18 protein-coding genes are annotated in these 20,153 nt (G+C 45.4%); 10 read left to right on the top strand and 8 right to left on the bottom strand.

Translation table 11 applies throughout. The features are described 5' to 3' along the window. The first annotated feature begins 79 nt into the window (after positions 1 to 79). The 7 genes from QP775_RS09600 to QP775_RS09570 all read left to right on the top strand — a co-directional run bounded on the left by QP775_RS09600 (position 80) and on the right by QP775_RS09570 (position 6,844). Positions 80 to 682, top strand: a complete 603-nt coding sequence (locus QP775_RS09600; protein WP_239332872.1) for a DJ-1/PfpI family protein — start codon at positions 80 to 82, stop codon at positions 680 to 682. 172 nt (positions 683 to 854) lie between these two features. Continuing rightward, positions 855 to 1,832: an ABC transporter substrate-binding protein gene (locus tag QP775_RS09595; RefSeq protein ID WP_285105455.1), complete on the top strand. Its 978-nt coding sequence runs from the start codon at positions 855 to 857 to the stop codon at positions 1,830 to 1,832. After that, positions 1,822 to 2,838 carry a FecCD family ABC transporter permease gene (locus tag QP775_RS09590; RefSeq protein ID WP_285105453.1) on the top strand — a complete coding sequence of 339 codons (1,017 nt, stop codon included), beginning with the start codon at positions 1,822 to 1,824 and terminating at the stop codon, positions 2,836 to 2,838. Before QP775_RS09595 ends, QP775_RS09590 begins: the two co-directional genes overlap by 11 nt. Then, positions 2,835 to 3,611, top strand: a complete 777-nt coding sequence (locus QP775_RS09585; RefSeq protein ID WP_285105451.1) for an ABC transporter ATP-binding protein — start codon at positions 2,835 to 2,837, stop codon at positions 3,609 to 3,611. Before QP775_RS09590 ends, QP775_RS09585 begins: the two co-directional genes overlap by 4 nt. Before the next feature lie 329 nt (positions 3,612 to 3,940). Then, the gene (locus tag QP775_RS09580; RefSeq protein ID WP_285105449.1) at positions 3,941 to 5,746 is read left to right on the top strand and encodes a methyl-accepting chemotaxis protein; all 1,806 of its coding nucleotides are present in this window, start codon (positions 3,941 to 3,943) and stop codon (positions 5,744 to 5,746) included. 18 nt (positions 5,747 to 5,764) lie between these two features. Beyond that, positions 5,765 to 6,643 carry an SDR family oxidoreductase gene (locus QP775_RS09575; RefSeq protein ID WP_285105447.1) on the top strand — a complete coding sequence of 293 codons (879 nt, stop codon included), beginning with the start codon at positions 5,765 to 5,767 and terminating at the stop codon, positions 6,641 to 6,643. 63 nt (positions 6,644 to 6,706) lie between these two features. Further along, a complete protein-coding gene (locus tag QP775_RS09570) occupies positions 6,707 to 6,844 on the top strand; it encodes a hypothetical protein (RefSeq protein ID WP_239332860.1) in 138 nt (45 codons plus the stop codon). Positions 6,845 to 7,097: 253 nt separating this feature from the next. Here the strand turns inward: QP775_RS09570 and QP775_RS09565 are convergent, their stop codons facing one another. The 4 genes from QP775_RS09565 to QP775_RS09550 all read right to left on the bottom strand — a co-directional run bounded on the left by QP775_RS09565 (position 7,098) and on the right by QP775_RS09550 (position 12,501). Further along, positions 7,098 to 7,376 (bottom strand): hypothetical protein, encoded by a 279-nt coding sequence (locus QP775_RS09565; RefSeq protein WP_285105445.1) that lies wholly within the window; start codon positions 7,374 to 7,376, stop codon positions 7,098 to 7,100. 155 nt (positions 7,377 to 7,531) lie between these two features. Then, positions 7,532 to 9,748, bottom strand: a complete 2,217-nt coding sequence (locus QP775_RS09560) for an ABC transporter ATP-binding protein (RefSeq protein ID WP_285105426.1) — start codon at positions 9,746 to 9,748, stop codon at positions 7,532 to 7,534. A 43-nt stretch (positions 9,749 to 9,791) separates the two neighbouring features. After that, on the bottom strand, positions 9,792 to 11,531 hold the full coding sequence (locus QP775_RS09555; RefSeq protein WP_285105424.1) for an ABC transporter ATP-binding protein: 1,740 nt from the start codon (positions 11,529 to 11,531) through the stop codon (positions 9,792 to 9,794). A gap of 517 nt (positions 11,532 to 12,048) precedes the next feature. After that, on the bottom strand, positions 12,049 to 12,501 hold the full coding sequence (locus QP775_RS09550) for a DUF441 domain-containing protein (protein ID WP_239332852.1): 453 nt from the start codon (positions 12,499 to 12,501) through the stop codon (positions 12,049 to 12,051). A gap of 133 nt (positions 12,502 to 12,634) precedes the next feature. Between QP775_RS09550 and pcp the strand changes: the two genes are divergently transcribed. Genes pcp through QP775_RS09535 form a run of 3 tightly spaced genes read left to right on the top strand, consistent with a single transcriptional unit; the run spans position 12,635 to position 15,941 of the window. Continuing rightward, a complete protein-coding gene (gene pcp, locus QP775_RS09545; protein ID WP_285105421.1) occupies positions 12,635 to 13,288 on the top strand; it encodes a pyroglutamyl-peptidase I in 654 nt (217 codons plus the stop codon). Between the two features lie 21 nt (positions 13,289 to 13,309). After that, positions 13,310 to 15,685, top strand: a complete 2,376-nt coding sequence (gene helD / locus QP775_RS09540; protein WP_285105419.1) for an RNA polymerase recycling motor HelD — start codon at positions 13,310 to 13,312, stop codon at positions 15,683 to 15,685. Between the two features lie 43 nt (positions 15,686 to 15,728). Next, on the top strand, positions 15,729 to 15,941 hold the full coding sequence (locus tag QP775_RS09535; protein WP_285105417.1) for a hypothetical protein: 213 nt from the start codon (positions 15,729 to 15,731) through the stop codon (positions 15,939 to 15,941). Between the two features lie 198 nt (positions 15,942 to 16,139). On the opposite strand, the gene QP775_RS09530 is transcribed toward QP775_RS09535, so the two are convergent. The 4 genes from QP775_RS09530 to trhA form a co-directional block, all read right to left on the bottom strand. Next, complete coding sequence (locus QP775_RS09530; protein ID WP_239332834.1) at positions 16,140 to 17,240, bottom strand: AI-2E family transporter; 1,101 nt, start codon at positions 17,238 to 17,240, stop codon at positions 16,140 to 16,142. 346 nt (positions 17,241 to 17,586) lie between these two features. Next, complete coding sequence (locus QP775_RS09525) at positions 17,587 to 18,105, bottom strand: GrpB family protein (protein WP_285105415.1); 519 nt, start codon at positions 18,103 to 18,105, stop codon at positions 17,587 to 17,589. A 248-nt stretch (positions 18,106 to 18,353) separates the two neighbouring features. Further along, on the bottom strand, positions 18,354 to 19,271 hold the full coding sequence (murB, locus tag QP775_RS09520; protein WP_239332830.1) for a UDP-N-acetylmuramate dehydrogenase: 918 nt from the start codon (positions 19,269 to 19,271) through the stop codon (positions 18,354 to 18,356). Positions 19,272 to 19,448: 177 nt separating this feature from the next. Then, positions 19,449 to 20,093, bottom strand: coding sequence for a PAQR family membrane homeostasis protein TrhA (gene trhA / locus QP775_RS09515; protein WP_239332828.1), 645 nt, complete (start codon positions 20,091 to 20,093; stop codon positions 19,449 to 19,451). Between the last annotated feature and the right edge of the window lie 60 nt (positions 20,094 to 20,153).

The raw sequence follows: 20,153 nt of genomic DNA, 5'->3' as shown, positions 1-20,153 counted from the left end.
TAGCTCCTTTTAGTCATTTAACCTCTTTATACCAGTTCGTATAATGAACTTGTAAGCTATTTATACTGGAGGAGGGTATATGATGCAGACATGGAAAGTTGGCATATTATTGTTTGATGATGTAGAGGTACTTGATTTTGCTGGGCCATTTGAGGTATTTGCCGTAACGGCATTGAACCGCTGGCAGCCAGATCATCACGAACCGTTTAAGGTTACGACTATTTCGCAGACTGGTGAGTGCATTACCGCGCGTAATGGATTAAAGGTGACGCCTGATTACAGTCTGGATACGGCCCCACGGTATGATCTATTAGTGATTCCAGGGGGGAAGGGGGTTCGACTTGAGCTTGATAATCCGCTACTGGTGGAATGGATTCGTAACCAATATGAGTCTGTACAATGGTTGACATCTGTATGTACAGGCGCATTGCTATTAGCCCAGGCTGGCTTGTTAAATGGTTTGCAAGCTACGACACATTGGGCCAGCATTGAAAGGCTGCGAACTGACTACCCAGAGGTGAATGTAGTTGAACACGTCAAATATGTCGATATGGATCGGATTGTCACTTCTGCTGGTATATCAGCAGGCATTCATATGGCACTGCATATGGTTTCTCGGCTGCTTGGCAGAGAAGTTGCTCGGGATACTGCACACCACATGGAGTATGACATTGAGTTATAAAATTGAGGAAGGACCGTTTGACCAATAATGAACACAGTAGTTAGGTGGTGTTGCTGAAAATGCAATCCGATGAAGCTGTTCTCTTTGGTGCAGCGCTGAAAATATAGAGTGGGGGTTCGAAGAGTAGAAAAATAGAAAGGCAGGAATGAACATGATAAAGAAGAGGCTAATCATGTTGATTGGAATCATAGTTATGCTATCCATGATCGGATGCAGTGCTCATTCAGCAACAACGAAGGAGTCCCCATTATCAACTGGCAATCTATCTGCTGACAACCCCGTTTCGACAACAGACAAGGACTTATTTATGTCATTTCATGATTCAACAGGTCAGCAAGTTTCCCTGCCTCATAAACCTGCCCGCATCGTTATTTTGAATACAGAGGTACTGGAATTATTTTATCAGCTTGGAGGTAAAACGGTTGGGCATACTACTGCCCCAGGTACTTCGGTACCGGAACAGGCTCAGTCATCGACAGACGTTGGACCCATTAATCAAGTCAGCATCGAAAAAATAACGAGCTTAGAACCAGATCTGGTTATTGGGCATCCTATTTTCCACACCAGTTTAAAAGAGGCACTAACCACAACCAACACCCCGCTAGCCTTAATCAAGATGGACAGCTACGAAGACATTTTACAGACCGCGAAGCTTCTTGGACATATGCTGGAGAAACAGCAAGAAACCGAACTTGCACTACAAGACACGAAGCAGCGTATTCAAGCTATTACAAATAAACTGCCGAATCAATCTCCGAAATTTGCGTTAATTACGATTATGTCTATGGGGGTCTCTCTCCAGAAAAGTGGCAGTATCGCGCTAGACATCGCCAATCAACTGAAATTAACTAACGTAGCTGCCGGCATGCAAGCGGGAGCGATGCCAAGCGCAGTCCCGTACAGTATCGAAAAGCTGATTGAAGCTGATCCTGATTACTTGTTTGTGATTGCGTATGGCACAGAGGAATATGGCAAGGCAAAGCTCAAAGAAGATTTGGGAAATAATCCGGCGTGGGCTTCATTACGAGCGGTAAAAGAGAACAAACTGTTTATTTTGCCGGCTGACTTTGTAAATTCACCTGGATTAAAGATTGATCAAACCTTAATGCGTTTGGCTATTCTGATCTATCCCGAAATATATGGGAACTAAGCAGCGTATGGATATCCGCAGATCAGCAACCTGGCGTATCGTCGTTTTTGCTGCTTTAATACTGCTTGCAGCGGCAGGGATTTTATTTAGTCTTGTGAGTGGAGCGGTAAACATAAGTCCAACAGCCATTTACCGAGTATTTACAGGTAATGAACAAGGAATGATAAAGGACATTATTTGGAATGTCAGGCTGCCTCGCACTTTAATTGCCGGAATCGTAGGAATTAGTCTTGCGCTCGCAGGCGCACTGCTGCAAGGTGTTATGCGCAATCCTCTTGCGGACCCCCATATTATCGGCGTATCTTCGGGAGCTGGATTGTTTGGCATCGCTACACTGGTTATATTTCCATCGTATGCGTATCTGATGACGCCGATTGCTTTTGTCGGAGCATTAGGGGCGGCAATGCTTATTTACGCGCTTGCCTGGCAGAACGGAGTACGACCTGGCCGCATTATTTTGGCAGGAGTAGCAGTGTCAGCCTTCTTCAGTTCAGGTATATCTGGCTTACTGACGTTTTACAGTGATCGAGTAGATGGAGCTTTACTGTTTTTGGTAGGCGGACTTTCTGCTAAAAGCTGGCCGCACCTGTATCTGCTTCTTCCTTATACGATTGTCGGAACCCTTGTCGCGCTCTTGTCAGCGCAGCGCATGAACATTATGATGCTTGGTGATTCGGATGCAAGAGGCTTAGGCTTGCAAGTGGAGAAGATGAGACTGCTGATCACAGCAATTGCGGCACTGCTCGCTGCTAGTGCAGTTAGTGTAGTGGGACTGCTCGGGTTTGTTGGTATGATTGTTCCACATGCAGCTAGAATGTTGATCGGCAATGATTACCGGGTGCTGCTGCCCGCAACCGTGTTGCTCGCGATAGCTGTGCTAACGATATTTGATACACTTGGCCGTATTCTGTTTGCTCCTGTTGAATTGCCTGTTGGAATCATGATGGGGGCAATCGGCGCCCCATTCTTTCTTTATCTGCTCAGGAAAAGAGGGATGCAGGAGTGATTCGTGGAGAGCAGCTGGTTGTAAAATATCGTAATCATACCGTTATTGATCGGGTTAATGTTCAATTCGAAGAGGGTCTTGTGCATAGCATTCTTGGACCTAACGGTTGTGGGAAGAGTACACTGTTGAAAGTGCTTTCTCGCCAATTGCAAAGCGAGAGCGGAGTTGTTTACCTGAATGGCAAAGACATTGGGCAGTGGGCTGCGAAACCGTTTTCACGCCATCTGGCTATGCTGGCGCAAGCTCAAGAGCGTCCGACGGACATAAGTGTGTATGATCTAGTGTCATATGGCAGATTTCCGCATAAAGGATGGATGCAGCGGCTTGATGAGCAAGATAAAGAAGTGATCCAATGGGCGCTCCATATTACGGGAATGTCAGCACTAGCAACCAGCAGCGTACAAGAGTTGTCAGGCGGCGAGCGACAGCGGGCGCGGATTGCAATGGCAGTAGCCCAGCAGCCTCGCGTATTATTGTTGGATGAACCGACAACATATCTGGACATTTGTCATCAGCTTGAGATTATGGAGCTTGTCGTCCTGCTTAATCGAGATAAACAAATGACCGTTGTGATGGTATTACATGATCTGAACCATGCATCGGCGTACTCGGATCGAATTACGGTGATGAACAGAGGTTCCGTTTATGCGAGTGGAATGCCAGGTGAAGTGATTAACGCCCAGATGCTCCGTGATGTATTTCGAGTAGAAGCAACTGTAGAATTGGAGGAGGAGCAAGGACGTCCGCTTATTCGATCGATGAAGCTGCTGTAAGACTTGCCATGTGGGTAATAGCTAGAACAATTTGCATTCACGAACTAACGATATCTAATAGGAAATACACATACAAGAGATGAACAAAGAGGCTGGTTTTTCCAGTCTCTTTCTTTATTTTTCTGGAGATATTAAATTTATTTTTATATAAATGAGATTCACTATGGGCACGTTTTTGTTAATTCGACAAAAACCGATAAATTTACAACGGATTCGGATTAAAATATGGTAAACAATCGTCTCATTATGGTACAATGATTTTCATTATATGACAGATTTCAAGTCAAAAATATGGAATTTTTATGAAGATAAAAAGGGGTCTGAGATGGATGGGTATAATTAGACGAAGCATTATTGCCAAGATGATCGCTGTTATAATCGTGATTGTATTGCTGCTTTGCTCTGTATTATTTGTAAGGCAGTACTCGCAGCAGCAGGAGATGTATATGGACTTTCTTGAACAGCGGTTAAAAGTGATGATGACGCTGCAAATTCAGGAACTTCAATCATCTGTTAGACAAGTCTCTTATTCTTTTTCTGATGCCAATACCAGCAAAGATTATGCTTCCAATCCTACCTTTCGTCTCATTCGAGAGAAATTGAACAGTCTGGTTAAAGAAGATATACATAATACGTTTATTGTAATGCCACCGTCTAAAGAAGACTTAAGCAACAAAAAGCTGAAGCTGGTTCAAGCGAGCAAGCAGTTTGAATCAAGAGGCTATCCACCTGGCAAGATGATTACGTTATCAGATGAATTAAATGATGCTTATGCAGCTATGTTAAAAAAAGGTACTGCGATTACGAGCGACTTTAAAATAGGGGATAATTGGATCATTACAGCCGTTGCACCAATCAAGAACGAGCAAGGTCAGACTTTAGCTATATTTGCTATTGATTTTGATTACACACAGGTGAGAGCCAATCTAATGAGCACTTTAATGGAGACATTATGGATTGGATTGATCATTATATTCGTGGGGCTAGCTGTGCTTGTCTGGTATATCCGATTCCAATTGAATCCACTTCGTCGTGTGCATCAATTGGCTGAACGTGCAGCTGAAGGAGATCTTACCGTTCGGTTGGATGTAAAGGGCGACGATGAGATCAGCAGAGTTGCCCATGTCTTTAATCAAATGATAGAGCGTCTAAGCGCTTTGCTAAAAGATGTGCAGCGAGCTTCTGAAGGTGTGGCGGTATCCACTTCTGAATTAAACAGCGGAGCCCAAGAAACCGCAGCGTCTGCGATAGAGGTGAGTGCCTCCATGCAGCAGGTTGCATCCGGTGTACAAGTTCAACTGCAAAGCACGGCCGAGACGAAGCAAGCCATGCTTGAGATTACGCTAGGCGTACAGAACTTGTCGGAAACCTCAACCGTTGTATTTGAGCACATGAATGCTTCAGCAGAGCAAGCGCAGGCGGGGCGCCAAGTCATTACGCGTACAGTGGAACAGATGGAGCGTATTCAAGACGCTTCACAGGATACCTATCAAGCACTTAATGAATTGTCAAAAGAAGTTCTGGAAATCGGAGACGCTGTGCAGTTTATTCAAGGGGTAGTCAAGCAGACAGAACTGTTGGCACTTAACGCTTCAATTGAAGCAGCACGTGCTGGTGAGCATGGTAAAGGGTTCCAAGTCGTTGCTGTTGAAGTTCGAAAGTTGGCAGAGCATTCAAAACATTCACTTAACCATATTATGCAGCTTATTGAGCAGATTCATGCACGTAAACTGAAAACAGATCATGCGGCTCAATCACAGCAGGGAGCAGTTGAAGCCGGCTTAAATGTCGTACGGGATGCGGATAAAGCATTTATGCATATTGTGACAGCCGTCGAACATATATCAGAACAAGTAAAAGAGGGCAGCGTCGTTGCTACCCAGATGTCGGCAGCCTGTGAAGAAATTACAGCATCACTTGAGCAGCTGACGGATATTGCCGTGCAGAGCAATTCCTATACTGAACGTGTGGCCGCGGCAGCGGAGCAACAATCTGCTATGACCGAGCAGATGCGTTCCTCCGTGACGAATCTACAACAACTAAGCGAGCAGTTGGAGCGTCATTTGACGCACTTTAAAGTTGATGATCAAAGTAGTGAGGCTGAACAAGCAGTTGAAAAGGAAGGCGAGAAATAGGAATGGAGTGAACGTATAGTGGCTCAAGCCAAGACGGCATGGATTACCGGAGCAGCCAGTGGATTTGGCCTATTGACAGCAGCCAAGCTGGCACAATCCGGTTATGTTATTGTTGCAACGACGAGGCAGGCAGATGCACGGCGGGAACAGATTATACAATTCATAAGCCACTATACACAAGAAGCAACGGTACACGTGTGGGAGCTGGATGTTCGGCACGAGGAGCAAGCTCAACTTATAGCCCAACAAATTATAGATCTTTACGGTAAGATCGACATTGTTATTAATAATGCTGGTTATGCCGCAGGTGGATATGCAGAGGATGTGCCGATGCAAGTTTGGCGCGACCAGTTTGATACGAACGTATTTGGAGCTGTGCAAGTTACTAAGGCTGCCATACCCTATATGCGCAAGGCTCGGAGTGGCTGTATTATCCAGATCAGCAGTATCAGTGGACGGATGGGTTTCCCGGGCCTCGGACCTTATGTGGCCTCCAAATTTGCATTGGAAGGCTTCAGTGAAGCCTTGCGGCTGGAAATGTCGCCATATGGTGTAGATGTTGTACTGGTAGAGCCGGGAAGCTATCGCACAAATATATGGGATCGCAGTCTGGCACAATTGCATGCACCTGATGATTCCCCTAACCACTATTATGTGGATAAGGTACTTGCCAGCATTCAGCATAATGGGGCTACAGCGCCTCTGCCTGATCCCGTTGTGAACCTAATAGTAAGAATTGCCCATACAGCAGGCGGCAAACGGAAGCTTCGATATCCAATTGGCAAGGGAGCTCGTACTGTATTGCTTAGTCGAATGCTTCTTCCTTGGAAAGCATTTGAGCGGATGTTATGGAAAGTAATTGGTGTAGATATACGTAGAAATAGGCATGGTTCATGAAATGCTGGCACATTACATATTGCTCTTGCGGATGGACAGGATATGAGGTAGGGGGTGTTCATAATGCCTTACAACAGAGCTGACCGTATTCACCAGCTGCAGAACAAGTCCAGATTTGCCGAGTCGAGCATAACCTTAAAACCACATAAGGCGGCTCAACGTGCTCCAAGTCTGAATAACATTCCGAAGCAGGAATCGTAGCACTTATTTATTATTTTCTTTCTAAATGAAAGGGGCAAGCTGACATGGCGCACAAACAGCAAGGACATGCCAACCAGACCAAAAGTACACGTACTTCTGACGCCAATAATGCTAAAGGGAAGCACCGGTAAAGTAAATAGGTGCTAAGCAAAGCAGATGCAATAAGCCAGCCTTCTCATGATCAAAAGCCGTCATTCTGCTACTAGCAGCAGAATGACGGCTTTGTTATTAATATGGACGAATAAGTTGGTTTTTAACTTGAAATGCGTACTCCGCGCGAGCGTTTCAGGCCGTGACTCATCACAATCTCAGCAGCTCTCAATCGCAGTTCGGCATTTTCTGATTCCATCATTTCTTCCAGCACATGGACGGCCTTTCCGTATAAATAACTGTCGTTATCTTGGTAGTAAGCCATTTCCGGTTGCTTTATCGGCTTGATTCTAGCGTACATCCAGTATCTTCGAGCTGAGTTTTCGATCTGGGTCTGATTCATTTTTTGCAGTTTTTCCGCAGTATACCAATTCAAATGCATGATAGCATTTCACTCCTTTAATCATGTAACCTGTAAAGATTATTTTCGCGGTACTTTTTATGGAGGAGGACAATTCTGTCTCCTGTACGATACTTCATCAAACAGAATTAAGTTTGTGTTTCATGTTGTATTACAATCCATTAACGAACAACTGTTCATTTATATGCAGCTGAAGCAGGTTTCGCTTGAGCTATAGCTGCACGCTTCTTTTTGGTATGTTCTTCATTTGACGCATCAGTGTTGTGCTCGAATTCATCGCCCTCTAATCCCGCATCTTCCAAGGGAGCAAACGAGGGCTCTCCAATCTGACCACTTTGTGCTTGGTTTTCCACCTGAGCACCAAATTGCAGCTGATACATCCGGAAGTATCGGCCTTCCATAGCCATGAGCTCTTCATGTGAACCACGCTCTACGATTTCTCCGCGATGGAGTACAAGAATAAGATCAGCACTTCTTATCGTTGACAGCCGATGGGCAATAATAAACGTAGTGCGGCCGCGCTTCAATACCTCCAGCGCTTCTTGGATAATGGCCTCTGTTTCCGTATCGATATTCGCCGTTGCTTCATCTAGAATGAGTATGGAAGGCTCAAAGGCAAGGGCACGAGCAAATGAAATTAATTGCCGTTGACCTGCTGATAAGGTGCTGCCTTTTTCGACAACGGGCTCATCAAGGCCTTTAGTTAATGTTTTTAAGACACGATCTGCCCCGACAGCATTCAGCGAAGCTTCGACTTTTTTCCGGGAAATACGAGGATCGCCCAAGCTTACGTTGGATTCAATGGTTCCTGTAAACAAGTACGGGTCCTGCAAAACAATGCCCATGTGCTGCCGCAGCCATTGCTTTGGAATGTCACGGATGACATTGCCGTCAATACGAATTTCACCTTGCTGCGGATCATAGAAACGGAATAATAAGTTCATAATGGAGCTCTTTCCTGATCCGGTGTGGCCGACTAAAGCAACGGTCTGACCTGGTTTCGCTTCAAAATTAATGTTTTTGAGCACAAAATCTTCTTTATACGCAAAGGAAACTTGATCAAATTCCACATGTCCCTTATAGCGAGGCATTGAACCGTCATGTCGTTCTTCCCCTTGTTCATCCATCAATTCAAACACACGTCCAGCCGAAACGATGGATTGGTCCAACGTAGCCAACTGGTTCACCATACCAGTAAGGGGTTGGAACAAGCGACTGAGCAAATCTGTAAAGGCATACAGCACTCCAAGTGTAACGATGCCAGAAGCACTTAAAGATGCACCTCCGAAATACCAGAGCACAAAGGCAAAGGCGACATTGCGCAGCACATTAACAAGATTGTGCGAGGTGTAGGCATTAAGAGATAACATTTTGTTGGAGTAGGTCAGATAGTCCTCATTTAATTTCTCGAATTCATCCATCGTTTCTTTCTCACGACGAAATGCGCGAATGACTGGCATACCTTGAATCGATTCGTTAATGATGGCATTAATTGAACTGAGTCGGGACCTAATCACGATGTTGTACTTTGTTGCAATGCGGCGATACAATACGATCCACACTAGAATGAGTGGCACAAGCACCATACAGAACAGGGCAAGCTTTGTATCTAGAATAAATAATGCAACATATATACCGGCGATGGTAATAATGCCGGAAGTAAAGTTAGATAGTACAGCAACAAACAAGTCTTTGACTGCTTCCGTATCGTTGGTAATTCGAGATACGACTTTACCTGCTGGTAAGTTGTCAAAGTAAGGAATAGGCAGTCGCTGTACATGGGCGTACACATCACCACGAAGCTTGCGAATGACTTTGTTGGCCGCTGTCTGCAGGCCAAGAATCTTGCCGAAGCTCATCACGATGCTGACAGCTAGCAAGAGTATATAAATTCCTAGCCAGTAGAGGATGCCTCTAATCTCCGGCTCATAAAATACAAGCAGTTGGGATAAAGGCAGCGGCTGCGCAGCAGCCTCCCATACCTGGCCCTTGGCGGTGATCTTAAGGGTGCCGTCTTGATACTCACGAACGCCTGTAGTAGTAGGCGCTTCACCAGATATTAAATAGAACGATTTGCCAACCTGTAAGATCTGGATTGCGCTGCCCTTTGTCTCACCAGGCTCGAATCTGTCGGCGCGTTTATAAGTAGCATCATTAAAGGATACATTGTCCTTAGATGCTGTTTGTGTGACGTAGTAGGGCTGCTCAATACCAATGATATGACGATCTATAATGGCTTTGGCGATGAATGGTCCTGACAAATCGGCTGCCACCGCCAAAGTCAGCATGAGCAGCGCAAGGATAAAGCTGCCTTTGAAGTGCAGCGCGTATTGCCACAACCGTTTGCCGACAGGGCGCTTCTTCACGGCTTCTTCTTGCTGTTCGATATGCATAAGAGGTAGTTCCTCCAGTCTATTTTGAAAATGTGAATTTGAATTATAGTGATGATTCCAATTGCTGGCGCATGTATTGTTCCTTATACCAGCCATCTTGTGCCATTAATTGCTCGTGAGTACCCTGCTCGACGATCTGTCCATCATCCAGCACGATAATGTTATCCGCATGTTCAATAGCAGATAAACGATGCGTCGTAATTAAAGTGGTTTTGCCTGCCCGCTGCTCACGAATATTTTGAATAATATTGGCTTCTGTACGTGCGTCAACGGCTGACAAGGCATCGTCCAATATGAGTACTTCCGAATCGGAAATAAAGGCACGAGCAAGCGAAACACGCTGTTTCTGTCCACCAGATAAAGCGACCCCTTTCTCTCCGACCAAGGTCTCGATACCATCAACAAGTGTAGGTATATCATGTGTAAAGGAGGCGAACTCAATGGCATCATACACATCCTGCTCGCTGCCGTTTGGATTGCCATACTTGATATTTTCCCTGACAGTCTTGGAAAATAAGATTTGCTCTTGCGGTACGTAGCCGATCCAGCTCCGAATCTGGTCTAGCGGCACACGTTCAAGTGCCGTTCCATTAACGAGCAGTTGTCCATCGCCGATCGGATATTCACGCAGCAATTGCTTCACGAATGTGGACTTGCCGCTTCCTGTGCGCCCGACGATGCCGAGCGTTTGCCCTTTACGCAGTGACAGCGTCACATCGTTAAGATTGCTGAACTTGGAGGAAGGATACTGGAAGCGATAATTTCGCCATTCTATAATGTCTGGCACAGTAACAGCTTCTGTCTCAGCAGCGTCCTCAACGTCAGGCTTGTAATGCAGCGTTTCGTTGACACGATCAAGAGAGGCGTTGCCTCGCTGCATAATATTGATCAGCTCACCGATGGCAAACATCGGCCAGATGAGCATGCCGAGATACATATTAAAGGCGAGTAAATCGCCAATTGATATTTCTTGATGAATGATCAAATATGCGCCATACCCTAAACCAATCATATAGCTAAGACCGATGCAGAATCGGATCGTCGGATCAAACAAGGCATCCACCTTGGCGACATTTACATTTTTCTGATAAACGTCCTGCGTAATGTTTCGGAAATGATTCTCGTCGTTGCGTTCCTGTACGTAAGCACGAATTACACGGACACCTCCAACGGATTCAAGCACTTGGTCGTTCATGCCACCGAATGCATCCTGCGCAATGGTGTAACGCTCATGAATTTTCTTGCCGAACACTCTCATTGCGATCGCAATAATCGGGAGCGGCAGCAGCGCCATCAAAGTCAGTTTCCAATGGATTAAGAACACCATTGCAAACAGAACAACAAGCAGGAATGCGGTTGAATCCGTCAGCAGCAGCATCCCGAATCCAGCAGTTTGGGATACCGAACGCAGGTCATTCGTTGCACGGGCCATCAAATCACCCGTACGATATTTCTCAAAAAACGGCGGCGTCATCTTCAGGAGCTGACGCATAAATTTAGAGCGGAGCTTTCGTTCAACGAGAAAGGCCCCGCCAAAAAGCAAATACATCCATACATACGTAACTACGTAAATGATAACCATCGAGACTAAAATATATATCAGATAACGAGTAAGTAATTCCCAAGTAATCGTTCCGTAAACGATCTCATCGATCGCCTGACCCAGCAGCCGAGGGGGAACGAGCTCAAGTGCGCCTATGGCTACCAGTAGAGTGATGCCTACCATGTAACGGGCACGGTGCTCACGGAAGAACCATCCGAGTTTTTGTAATACGCCTAACATTGATTCTCACTTCCTTTTCTTTTGACAAATTCAGGTAATATGGAATAAAAAAAGGTATATCGTCGTATACGATATACCTTGTGGGCAACAGGTTATATAGACGTACGAGCGTGTGAGCCCGCACATTATGATTGATTGGTGTAGAGAAAGACAGAATGTACAGAGAGTCAAGGCAGGTCATTAATCATTACCTTGAATATCATCTGAAGTTCTTGTTCTTCCTAGTGCTGCAATCGATCAGCAGGGCTCCATATATGCTGTTGTGTGATGATCATCGCGTCATCGCGATGCTTACTTGTATTGATGAACAACATGGAACTCACCTGCCTCTCTTGTAAAGTATGTATGTACGTTGTCGTACCTGCTTTGTTGATTCTAGCACTGCCTTTTAATTATTGTCAATCCATTTTTGTACATTTTTTATGCAGAATAAGGTTGCAGCGTCTTTCATCCATAGCCTATTGTATGATTTGCCTGCGTAGTTTATTCGTCGTATGATGAGTGATGAGCTGCGGAATTAAGACTTTCCGAGCAGCAAAGATAAGATGCCAGCGGCAATTAGTGGACCAACAGGAACACCCTTAAACAAAGCTACGCCAATTACTGTGCCAACCAGCAACCCGGCAACAATCGTCGGAGACTGGCTCATCAGATTGACGCCCCGGCCGCCCAGATAAGAGACAAAAATGCCGATAGCAATGGCTAGAAGGGACTTCCAGTTTAGAAAAGAACCAGCTAATGTTTCTAATGTATACTTACCGCTTGCAATCGGTGCCATTACACCAATCGTCAATATAATTATGCCAATCGTGAGCCCATATTTCTCAATCCATGGGAATACACTTTGTAAGTTAGTTACACGCATTAGCAATAGTACGACCATTGCAATGGTTACGGTGGAGTTGCCGCTAAGCAACCCAAGCCCGGCTAATCCTAACAGGATGAGGGAGGGGGTATCTACTTGTGTCATGATCTTTTTATGCTCCTTTCCATCCGATTAACCATATCACAATTGACAGACGTTGCAAAATGAACAACAACACGCCGTGCACCCAATCGTTTAGTGTTCATTTATCATTAGAGAAAGGATTGTGTAATTACATATGAAACGTATACTTCTTACAGGATTCGAGCCCTTTCAACAGGAGAGTATCAACCCTTCATGGGAAGCGGTCAAACAGTTGGATGGTCAAATTATTGGAAATTATGAGGTGATGGCAAGATGTTTGCCAACCGCATTTTACCCAGCTAAATCCCAAATTAAATCATATTTTCACGAGCTGAGCCCAGAAGTGGTTATTTGTATCGGTCAAGCTGGAGGAAGACCGGATATCACATTGGAGCGAATTGCCATTAACTTGATAGATGCTCGTATCCCTGATAATGACGGGGAGTCGCCGATTGATGTTCCCGTTGAAGCAGACAGTCCTGCAGCCTATTGGACGAATCTACCTATTAAAGCAATGCGTTCCGCTATTCAAGGGGTAGGCGTGCCGTGTTCCATTTCGTATACAGCGGGAACTTATGTGTGCAATTCTACTTTTTACGCATTGATGCATACTATTGAGCAATTTGGCCAGAACTGCCGCGGCGGATTTATACATATTCCGTTTCTGCCTGAGCAATCGGTCGAACATGCGGGTAAAGCAAGTATGTCTTTGGACGATATGGTACGTGGATTGCGCGCTGCAATTGCTGCTGTAGACAGTGAAGAAATCGTTCAGGTGAGTGCTGGAACGTTACATCATGAGCAATAAGAACAGGAGAGGATTACAGCAGTGAGTAATGACATGTTAGAGTCGGATCGAATACAGGAGTTAAGTAAGCTGCGGTATGTGCTTGATGTAATTGAACGTCATATTGATCAGTTGCAGCAGACAAGCGAAGAGCAGCAGAACGAAATTGTGGAGATGAAGCGGAATTTCTGGGATCAAGTAACGCTCGATCAAGACGATATGTTCGAATCGTATGTTAGCGTGATGCAGCAGACGCAAGACCTGGCGAATCATGAACGGGTGCAGGCCCACGCAGGAAAGCTGCTTCAGAAGCTGAATCAGCATAAGGGCAGCCCTTATTTTGGTCGCATTCAGTTTCGTGAGGACGGCGATGACGAGACTTTGGATATCTACATCGGGCTGATGTCGTTAACGGACGATCAGGCAGATGCACATCTTGTGTACGACTGGCGCACGCCTATTGCCAGCTTGTTTTATGATTATGCAGCAGGTCCTGTACAGTATCGGACCCCAGTTGGCTTGATCACAGGCGAAATGCCGATGAAGCGTCAATTCGTTATACGACGAGGTCGGCTGGAGGCAGTATTTGATACAGGCATCCAAATCGGGGACGACATGCTGCAGGAGATGCTGGCAAAGAGTAGTGATACGAAGATGAGAAGTATCGTCAGTACGATCCAGCGGGAGCAAAATGCAATCATTCGAGATGATAGTCACGATGTGTTGATCGTACAAGGAGCAGCAGGCAGCGGCAAGACATCAGCAGCGATGCAGCGAATCGCCTATTTGCTGTATAAGTATCGAAATAGCATTCGGTCGGAACAAGTTGTGTTATTTTCCCCTAATGACTTATTTAACGATTATGTGTCCAACATTTTGCCTGAGCTAGGGGAAGCAAATATGTCACAGACCACGTTCCAGAATTACCTGGAACATCGACTGCATACACGCTGGCAGCTTGAGGATCTGTATGATCAAGCAGAGCGCTTAATGAGAAAGCCTACAGGTGAAGAGGCAATAGGAACGGCTGCTCAATCGGTCCAAACATCTACCAAGCAGACAGATGAGACGGCAGATGTAAATGAGACAGCGGAAGATAGCGATTCAACACTATTGGAGCTTGCTTCGGCTCGGTGGAAAGCGTCATTTGACTTTATGCAGGTTATGGACTGTTATATCGATCATCTTACGCAAGAGGGCATGCAGTTTGTAGCGCTAGGAACACCAAAACGGACCATTGTGACACAGGAAATGATGGCGGAACAGTTCTACGTTGTGTTGGCAGATTGGTCGCTTACGGGCCGGTTGCACAAGCTTCAGGAATGGGTAAAACAATATGTGAACAGTTGGGCCAAAGCCGAGGAAAAACGTGTATACAACAAACTGCTGCAGAAAAATCAATATTTAGGTACGGAGCAGGAGCTGCGGGATATAAGTCGTAAGCAGGTGCGCAAATGGGTGCAGCGTATGCGTCGGCAAACTCGAGTATTTGGTTTTGTTGATTGGGAGGGCATGTACGTAAGCTGCATGCAGCAGCTTGGTCATTGGGTAGCGGAGGTTGAGCATACAAGGGTTGTTGGTGATAATTCTTTGCCTGATACGAAGCTTGCTACTCAGATCGGCCACTACACGGCCAAGCGATTATCTGAGTATGGGATACTGCCATTCGAGGATACGTCTCCATTCCTCTATCTGATTGAAAGAACACAAGGATTCCATACGTTTAATCATATTCGCCATGTCGTCATTGATGAAGCACAGGATTATTCTCCATTTCAGTATGAGCTGCTGAATCGATTATTTCCTCGCAGTCGATTTACGATACTGGGGGATTGGAATCAGGCTATTTATGAAGCTAATCGGGTTAATTCAGTTGAAATGGTGCAGCAAATGTTCAAAGAACGAAAGACCGACATTGTCCGTCTTGCCAAAAGTTATCGTTCAACACGGAACATTACGGAATATGCACAGCGTATTATACCGGATGGAGAACCTGCGCAAGCCTTTAATCGCTCCGGATCAGCTCCACGCTTATATCTAGTGGAGACGGAAGAAGAGCGGCTTGCTGCAGCAGTTAGGTTGCTGCGGGAGTTGGAACGAGCCGGCGCAGGATCTGCTGCGCTGATTACGAAAGATGAGTCGACAAGCGCCTATTTATATGAACTGCTGCGTGAGCAGTTCCCGGATATACGTCAGGTGACGAAGTTTACGCGGCAATTCGCGGCGGGTTATTGGGTCATGCCCTCGTATTTGGCCAAAGGGCTGGAGTTTGATGGGGTCATTATCTATGATGCGGATCAAACTTCTTATGGCAAAGAGTCTGACCGCAAGCTGCTGTATACAGTATGCACGCGGGCGCTGCATGAGCTTAGCTTGATTGCACTGAAAGAACCGTCGAAACTGCTGCCTTCCTCCTAAGAGCCTTCGTAACGTTAAGGAGGCAGGAGCCCTGTATGCGTGGATGAAGAAACAGCATAAGGACGCCTGCAAGCGATGCGGGAGGGAAGGATGTTCTAACGGGGGAGGAAGAACGGTGGGGGGATTGACATGTTTAACATATGTCCCGCCGCTGCCGTGTGATTGGAGTATCGCCTATGACGCAGCCCAGATTTGCCAGTATGCTAAATTTCGGATCGTAGGAGAACTCCTAACGCTGCAAGGCTGCATGCGTTAACTGGCTGGTGATAGGCTGCCACTAGTGGAAGAATGGTGCCAAGCCAATACCTGCTGTATACAACAAATAACCTCCAGCAACCGCTACTGTGCGGGTCTGGAGGTTATTTGCATAACTAGCTTTTGAATTTGCGTGTGCCTGATCGCATGTTGGCTGCGTACGGTTGATATACAGCTGGATGCCAACGTATGCAGGCAGCTAACGTGTCGCCAGCTTGGTATCGATAAGGGAATCAATAGCTGTCTTGATTACGGCTACAATAGGAACAGCAATAAACATGCCGATCACGCCGAAGAATCCGCCGCCAATAATAATCGCAAAGATGATCCAGATCGGTCCCATTCCCACCTTGTTACCTACAATCCGAGGACCGATAATATATCCGTCCAACTGTTTTACTAATAAAATAAATAATGTAATCCACAATGCCTTGACTGGTGCGACAAATAACGTGATCAACCCAACAAAAATCATGCCAATAAACGGACCGAAGTAAGGGATAACGTTAGTAATGGCTACAATCAAGCTGGACAGCAAGGTATACGGAGACCCGATGAGAAGCAGTCCGATACATACGATCGTGCCTACAACAATCGCATCTAGAATAACGCCTACAAAGTATTGCGAAAATACGTTATCTATACGTCTTACCAAATAAAGAAATTTGTCAGCCCATTCTTTGCGGAACAAGGCGTAGATCAACTTACTTGACCCCTCTGCCAGCTTTTCTTTATCTTTAAGCAAATAGATAGACACGATAAAGCCGATGACTAGATTAAGCACGGCCGTTGTTAACGTATAGAGGCTCGACATTAAGTTGTCTAAAATAATTTTTAGGAACTCACTGATCTGGCTAGGCAGCGAACTTAAATAAGTCCCGTTCTGCACATCGATACCGGTTTTGATAAACCATTCTTGTTCAATGACGTGTGAACGAAGCCATACTTCCGTGCCTGATATGTAGGTCGGCAGGCCGGCGAGCAGTGTGCTGACACTTTCAATAACGCGAGGCGTAACCACGGTTATCAAGAGAATAATAAAGCAGATAAACAAGGCGTAGACGATCAAAATGCTGTATAGTCGTTTCCGCTTTTGTTTCTTCAGCAGTCTGGCTTCCAGTACATTTACGAGCGGACGCAGTAAGTATGCGATAAAGCAGGCGATAATAAATGGCGTCATCATAGAGAAGAGCGACCCTATAGCGTGCAGCACGCTATCTATGTTATCGATAAATTTATATAACAGCACTGCAATGGTAAAGAGACCTAAGTAATATAACGTTCTGCGATTTCTAAACATGTAAAGCTCCTTAGTTGACTTATTTCGGTAGGCTTGTGCTAAAGATGTACTAAATATTATTAAGTATAGTAGATGGCAACAGGTGTACGCAATGCTGGGGAGTTACAATAAGGGGAATTTACACCCTTAGAAAGCACACTGCACTTGATATTAGAGGAAAGTAAAGCGTTCTGCGCGTTCCTTATTCTTCTTACGATTCGTATTGTATTGTAGCTATATTTTGAAATTATCATGTATGGTTTATGTTATGATCAATTGATACTCCATAATACTTCCCGCTGATTGAATAGAAAAGAGAAGCTGCTGCACAGCGGTCTCCTCTACGATTGTGTAAATTTGCTAAACCTTAATTTTCCGTTTTGTACCCTGCTAGCGCTTTTTTCTCTAAATTTTTAACAAATGCATCTTTCCCGTCCATATAAGCTTGAATATCGTTTGGAAACTGTTGAGCGAGGCTTTCTTTTAAAGCCCCATAACGATTTGCTTCATCGGGATGTGTCTGGAGGTAATCTCTTACTGCCAAATGGCGGTTAATATCTTCCTTGTTATCCCCTTGAAACATATGCACTTGATGCGTGCGATTATTTCCACCTTTTCGGAAATATCGTCTTCCTTTTATACCGAATTCGCCCATACATTCGTATCTTGCTTCTTTCATCTGTTTATTAATCGCATCTATTCTAGTAATATCTTTTACTACTGGCATAATATCAATGATTGGTTTGGATATTAATCCTGGGACTGAAGTGCTGCCTATATGATGAATGTCTATTAACTCGTCTCCCAGAATATCCTTGATTATTTGAGATTCCTCACTGAACTTCTGTTTCCAATTATTATTGTACTGAGATACCACAACAATCATCCGATTGACCTCCTAAATGAAATATGGATAAGGCATCTAACAATAGGCGTTAAACTAGATACTTAATTTATAAATTCAGTAGTTTCCGAATAGTTTTCTTCGATGATCAAATAAGTTTTTCACTTGTTAACGATTCATTTTGTTCCATCGGAATATATAGGGAGCAGATAGTTTGGCTGCTGCTTTGACAAGCAAAAGAAAGCCGCACCATGATCACATCACTGTGCGGCTTGCCTTCTAATCGCCATCTATTCGTCTTCCCCGATAATTCGAACTTCCGTCTCAAGCTGTACACCGAACCGTTCGTTAACGGTTTGCTGTACATGACGGATCAGCGCAATATATTCGCTTGCCGTGGCTTCTTGTACGTTCACGATAAAGCCGGCGTGTTTCGTCGAGACTTGCGCTCCGCCGATCTGTACTCCTTGCAGCGCACAATCCTGAATAAGCTTACCTGCGAAGTATCCTGGCGGGCGCTTAAATACGCTCCCGCAAGAAGGGTATTCCAATGGTTGCTTGGATTCACGCTGCTCTGTCAATTCATCCATCTTGACTTTAATTGTATCGTGTGCGGCGGGAACGAGCTGGAACGTTGCCTCCAGCACGATGTAGCCGTTCGTACCGATGTTGCTGTGTCGATAGCTTAATTCCAGCTCATCTTTTGTCAAGCGCAGCAGTTCGCCTTCCGTAGTGAGTACGAGCGCGCTAACGAGTACATCAGCGATCTCGCCTCCGTAAGCACCGGCGTTCATGTAAAGGGCTCCGCCTACGGAACCAGGGATGCCGCAGGCAAACTCCAAGCCGGACAGGTGATGTGTCAGGGCAGAGCGAGACACGTCAATGATAGCTGCGCCGCTTTGGGCCGTGATGGTATCCGCTTCACGGGTAATGGCATTAAAGTGGTTCAAGTTTACGACAATGCCACGAATCCCGCCATCCTTAACGATCAGGTTAGAGCCAAAGCCGAGTATCGTTAGTGGCAATTGATGTGTTTGGGCAAACGACAGTACAAGCTGCAGTTCTTCGTAGTGAGCAGGTGTGACATATAAATCGGCTCTGCCGCCCATACGGGTATAAGTATGCTGCTTTAACATTTCATCAAACTTCACGGAAGATTCCGAAATTAATTCACGCAACTGGCGATAACGTTCTAGTAGGTTATGCATGCTTTTCCATCCTTACGTATCTTTTTGGCATATCCATTATAACCAATCCCCTCGCTACAGGCTATGCACAGATATAGGCGAATGGTGTGCAATAAGCGTCAATTGTATGGATTTATTCAATTAAAAGGCACAAAAAAGCCCTGCACCGTGTAAGGAAAGCAGGACAGAACTGATACATTATGGAATTTGTACAAGTGTGAGTACGGAGAAGAAATGTGCCAGAGATCCTGCCAATACGAACAAATGCCATATCATATGGTGGAATGGGAATCCGCGCCATACATAAAAGATCGTACCAACCGTATACAGAATTCCTCCAGTAATTAGCATCTTTAATCCGAGGGCAGGCATGGTAGCTACTAGCGGTCCCCAAGCAAGAACGATAATCCAGCCCATTACAATATATAAAGCAGTCGAGGCAAATAGGAATTTCTTCGTAAAAAAGGCTTTAAAAATGACACCTCCGACCGCAATCCCCCAGACAATGCCAAACAATGTCCACCCAAGCTTGGGCGGAAGTGCTATGAGCACTAACGGTGTGTAAGTGCCGGCAATGAAGAGGTAAATAGACGAGTGGTCAAACGTCTCAAACAAATCCTTGACTTTCCCCTCGGGAAAACTGTGTACCAGCGTTGAGGCTGTATAAAGCAGCAGCATCGTGACGCCGTATATCGTAAAGCTGACGACATGAATCGGTCCGCCATACAGGGCTGCAAATACGATGAGCAATGTGAGTGCCGCGATGCTCATTACCACGCCAATACCATGCGTGATGGCATTTGCAATCTCTTCCCCCCTGGAATAGGTATGGGTGTTAGCCAACTTGGATCACTCCTTCTTCAGACGGTATGCCCTGCTGTGCAACCAACAGGGCACCGTTAC

The organism is Paenibacillus sp. UMB4589-SE434, assembly GCF_030226685.1.
GTDB lineage: Bacteria > Bacillota > Bacilli > Paenibacillales > Paenibacillaceae > Paenibacillus_B.
Note: the sequence above shows the minus strand (reverse complement) of the source record. Positions and strands in the feature narration are given on the sequence as shown.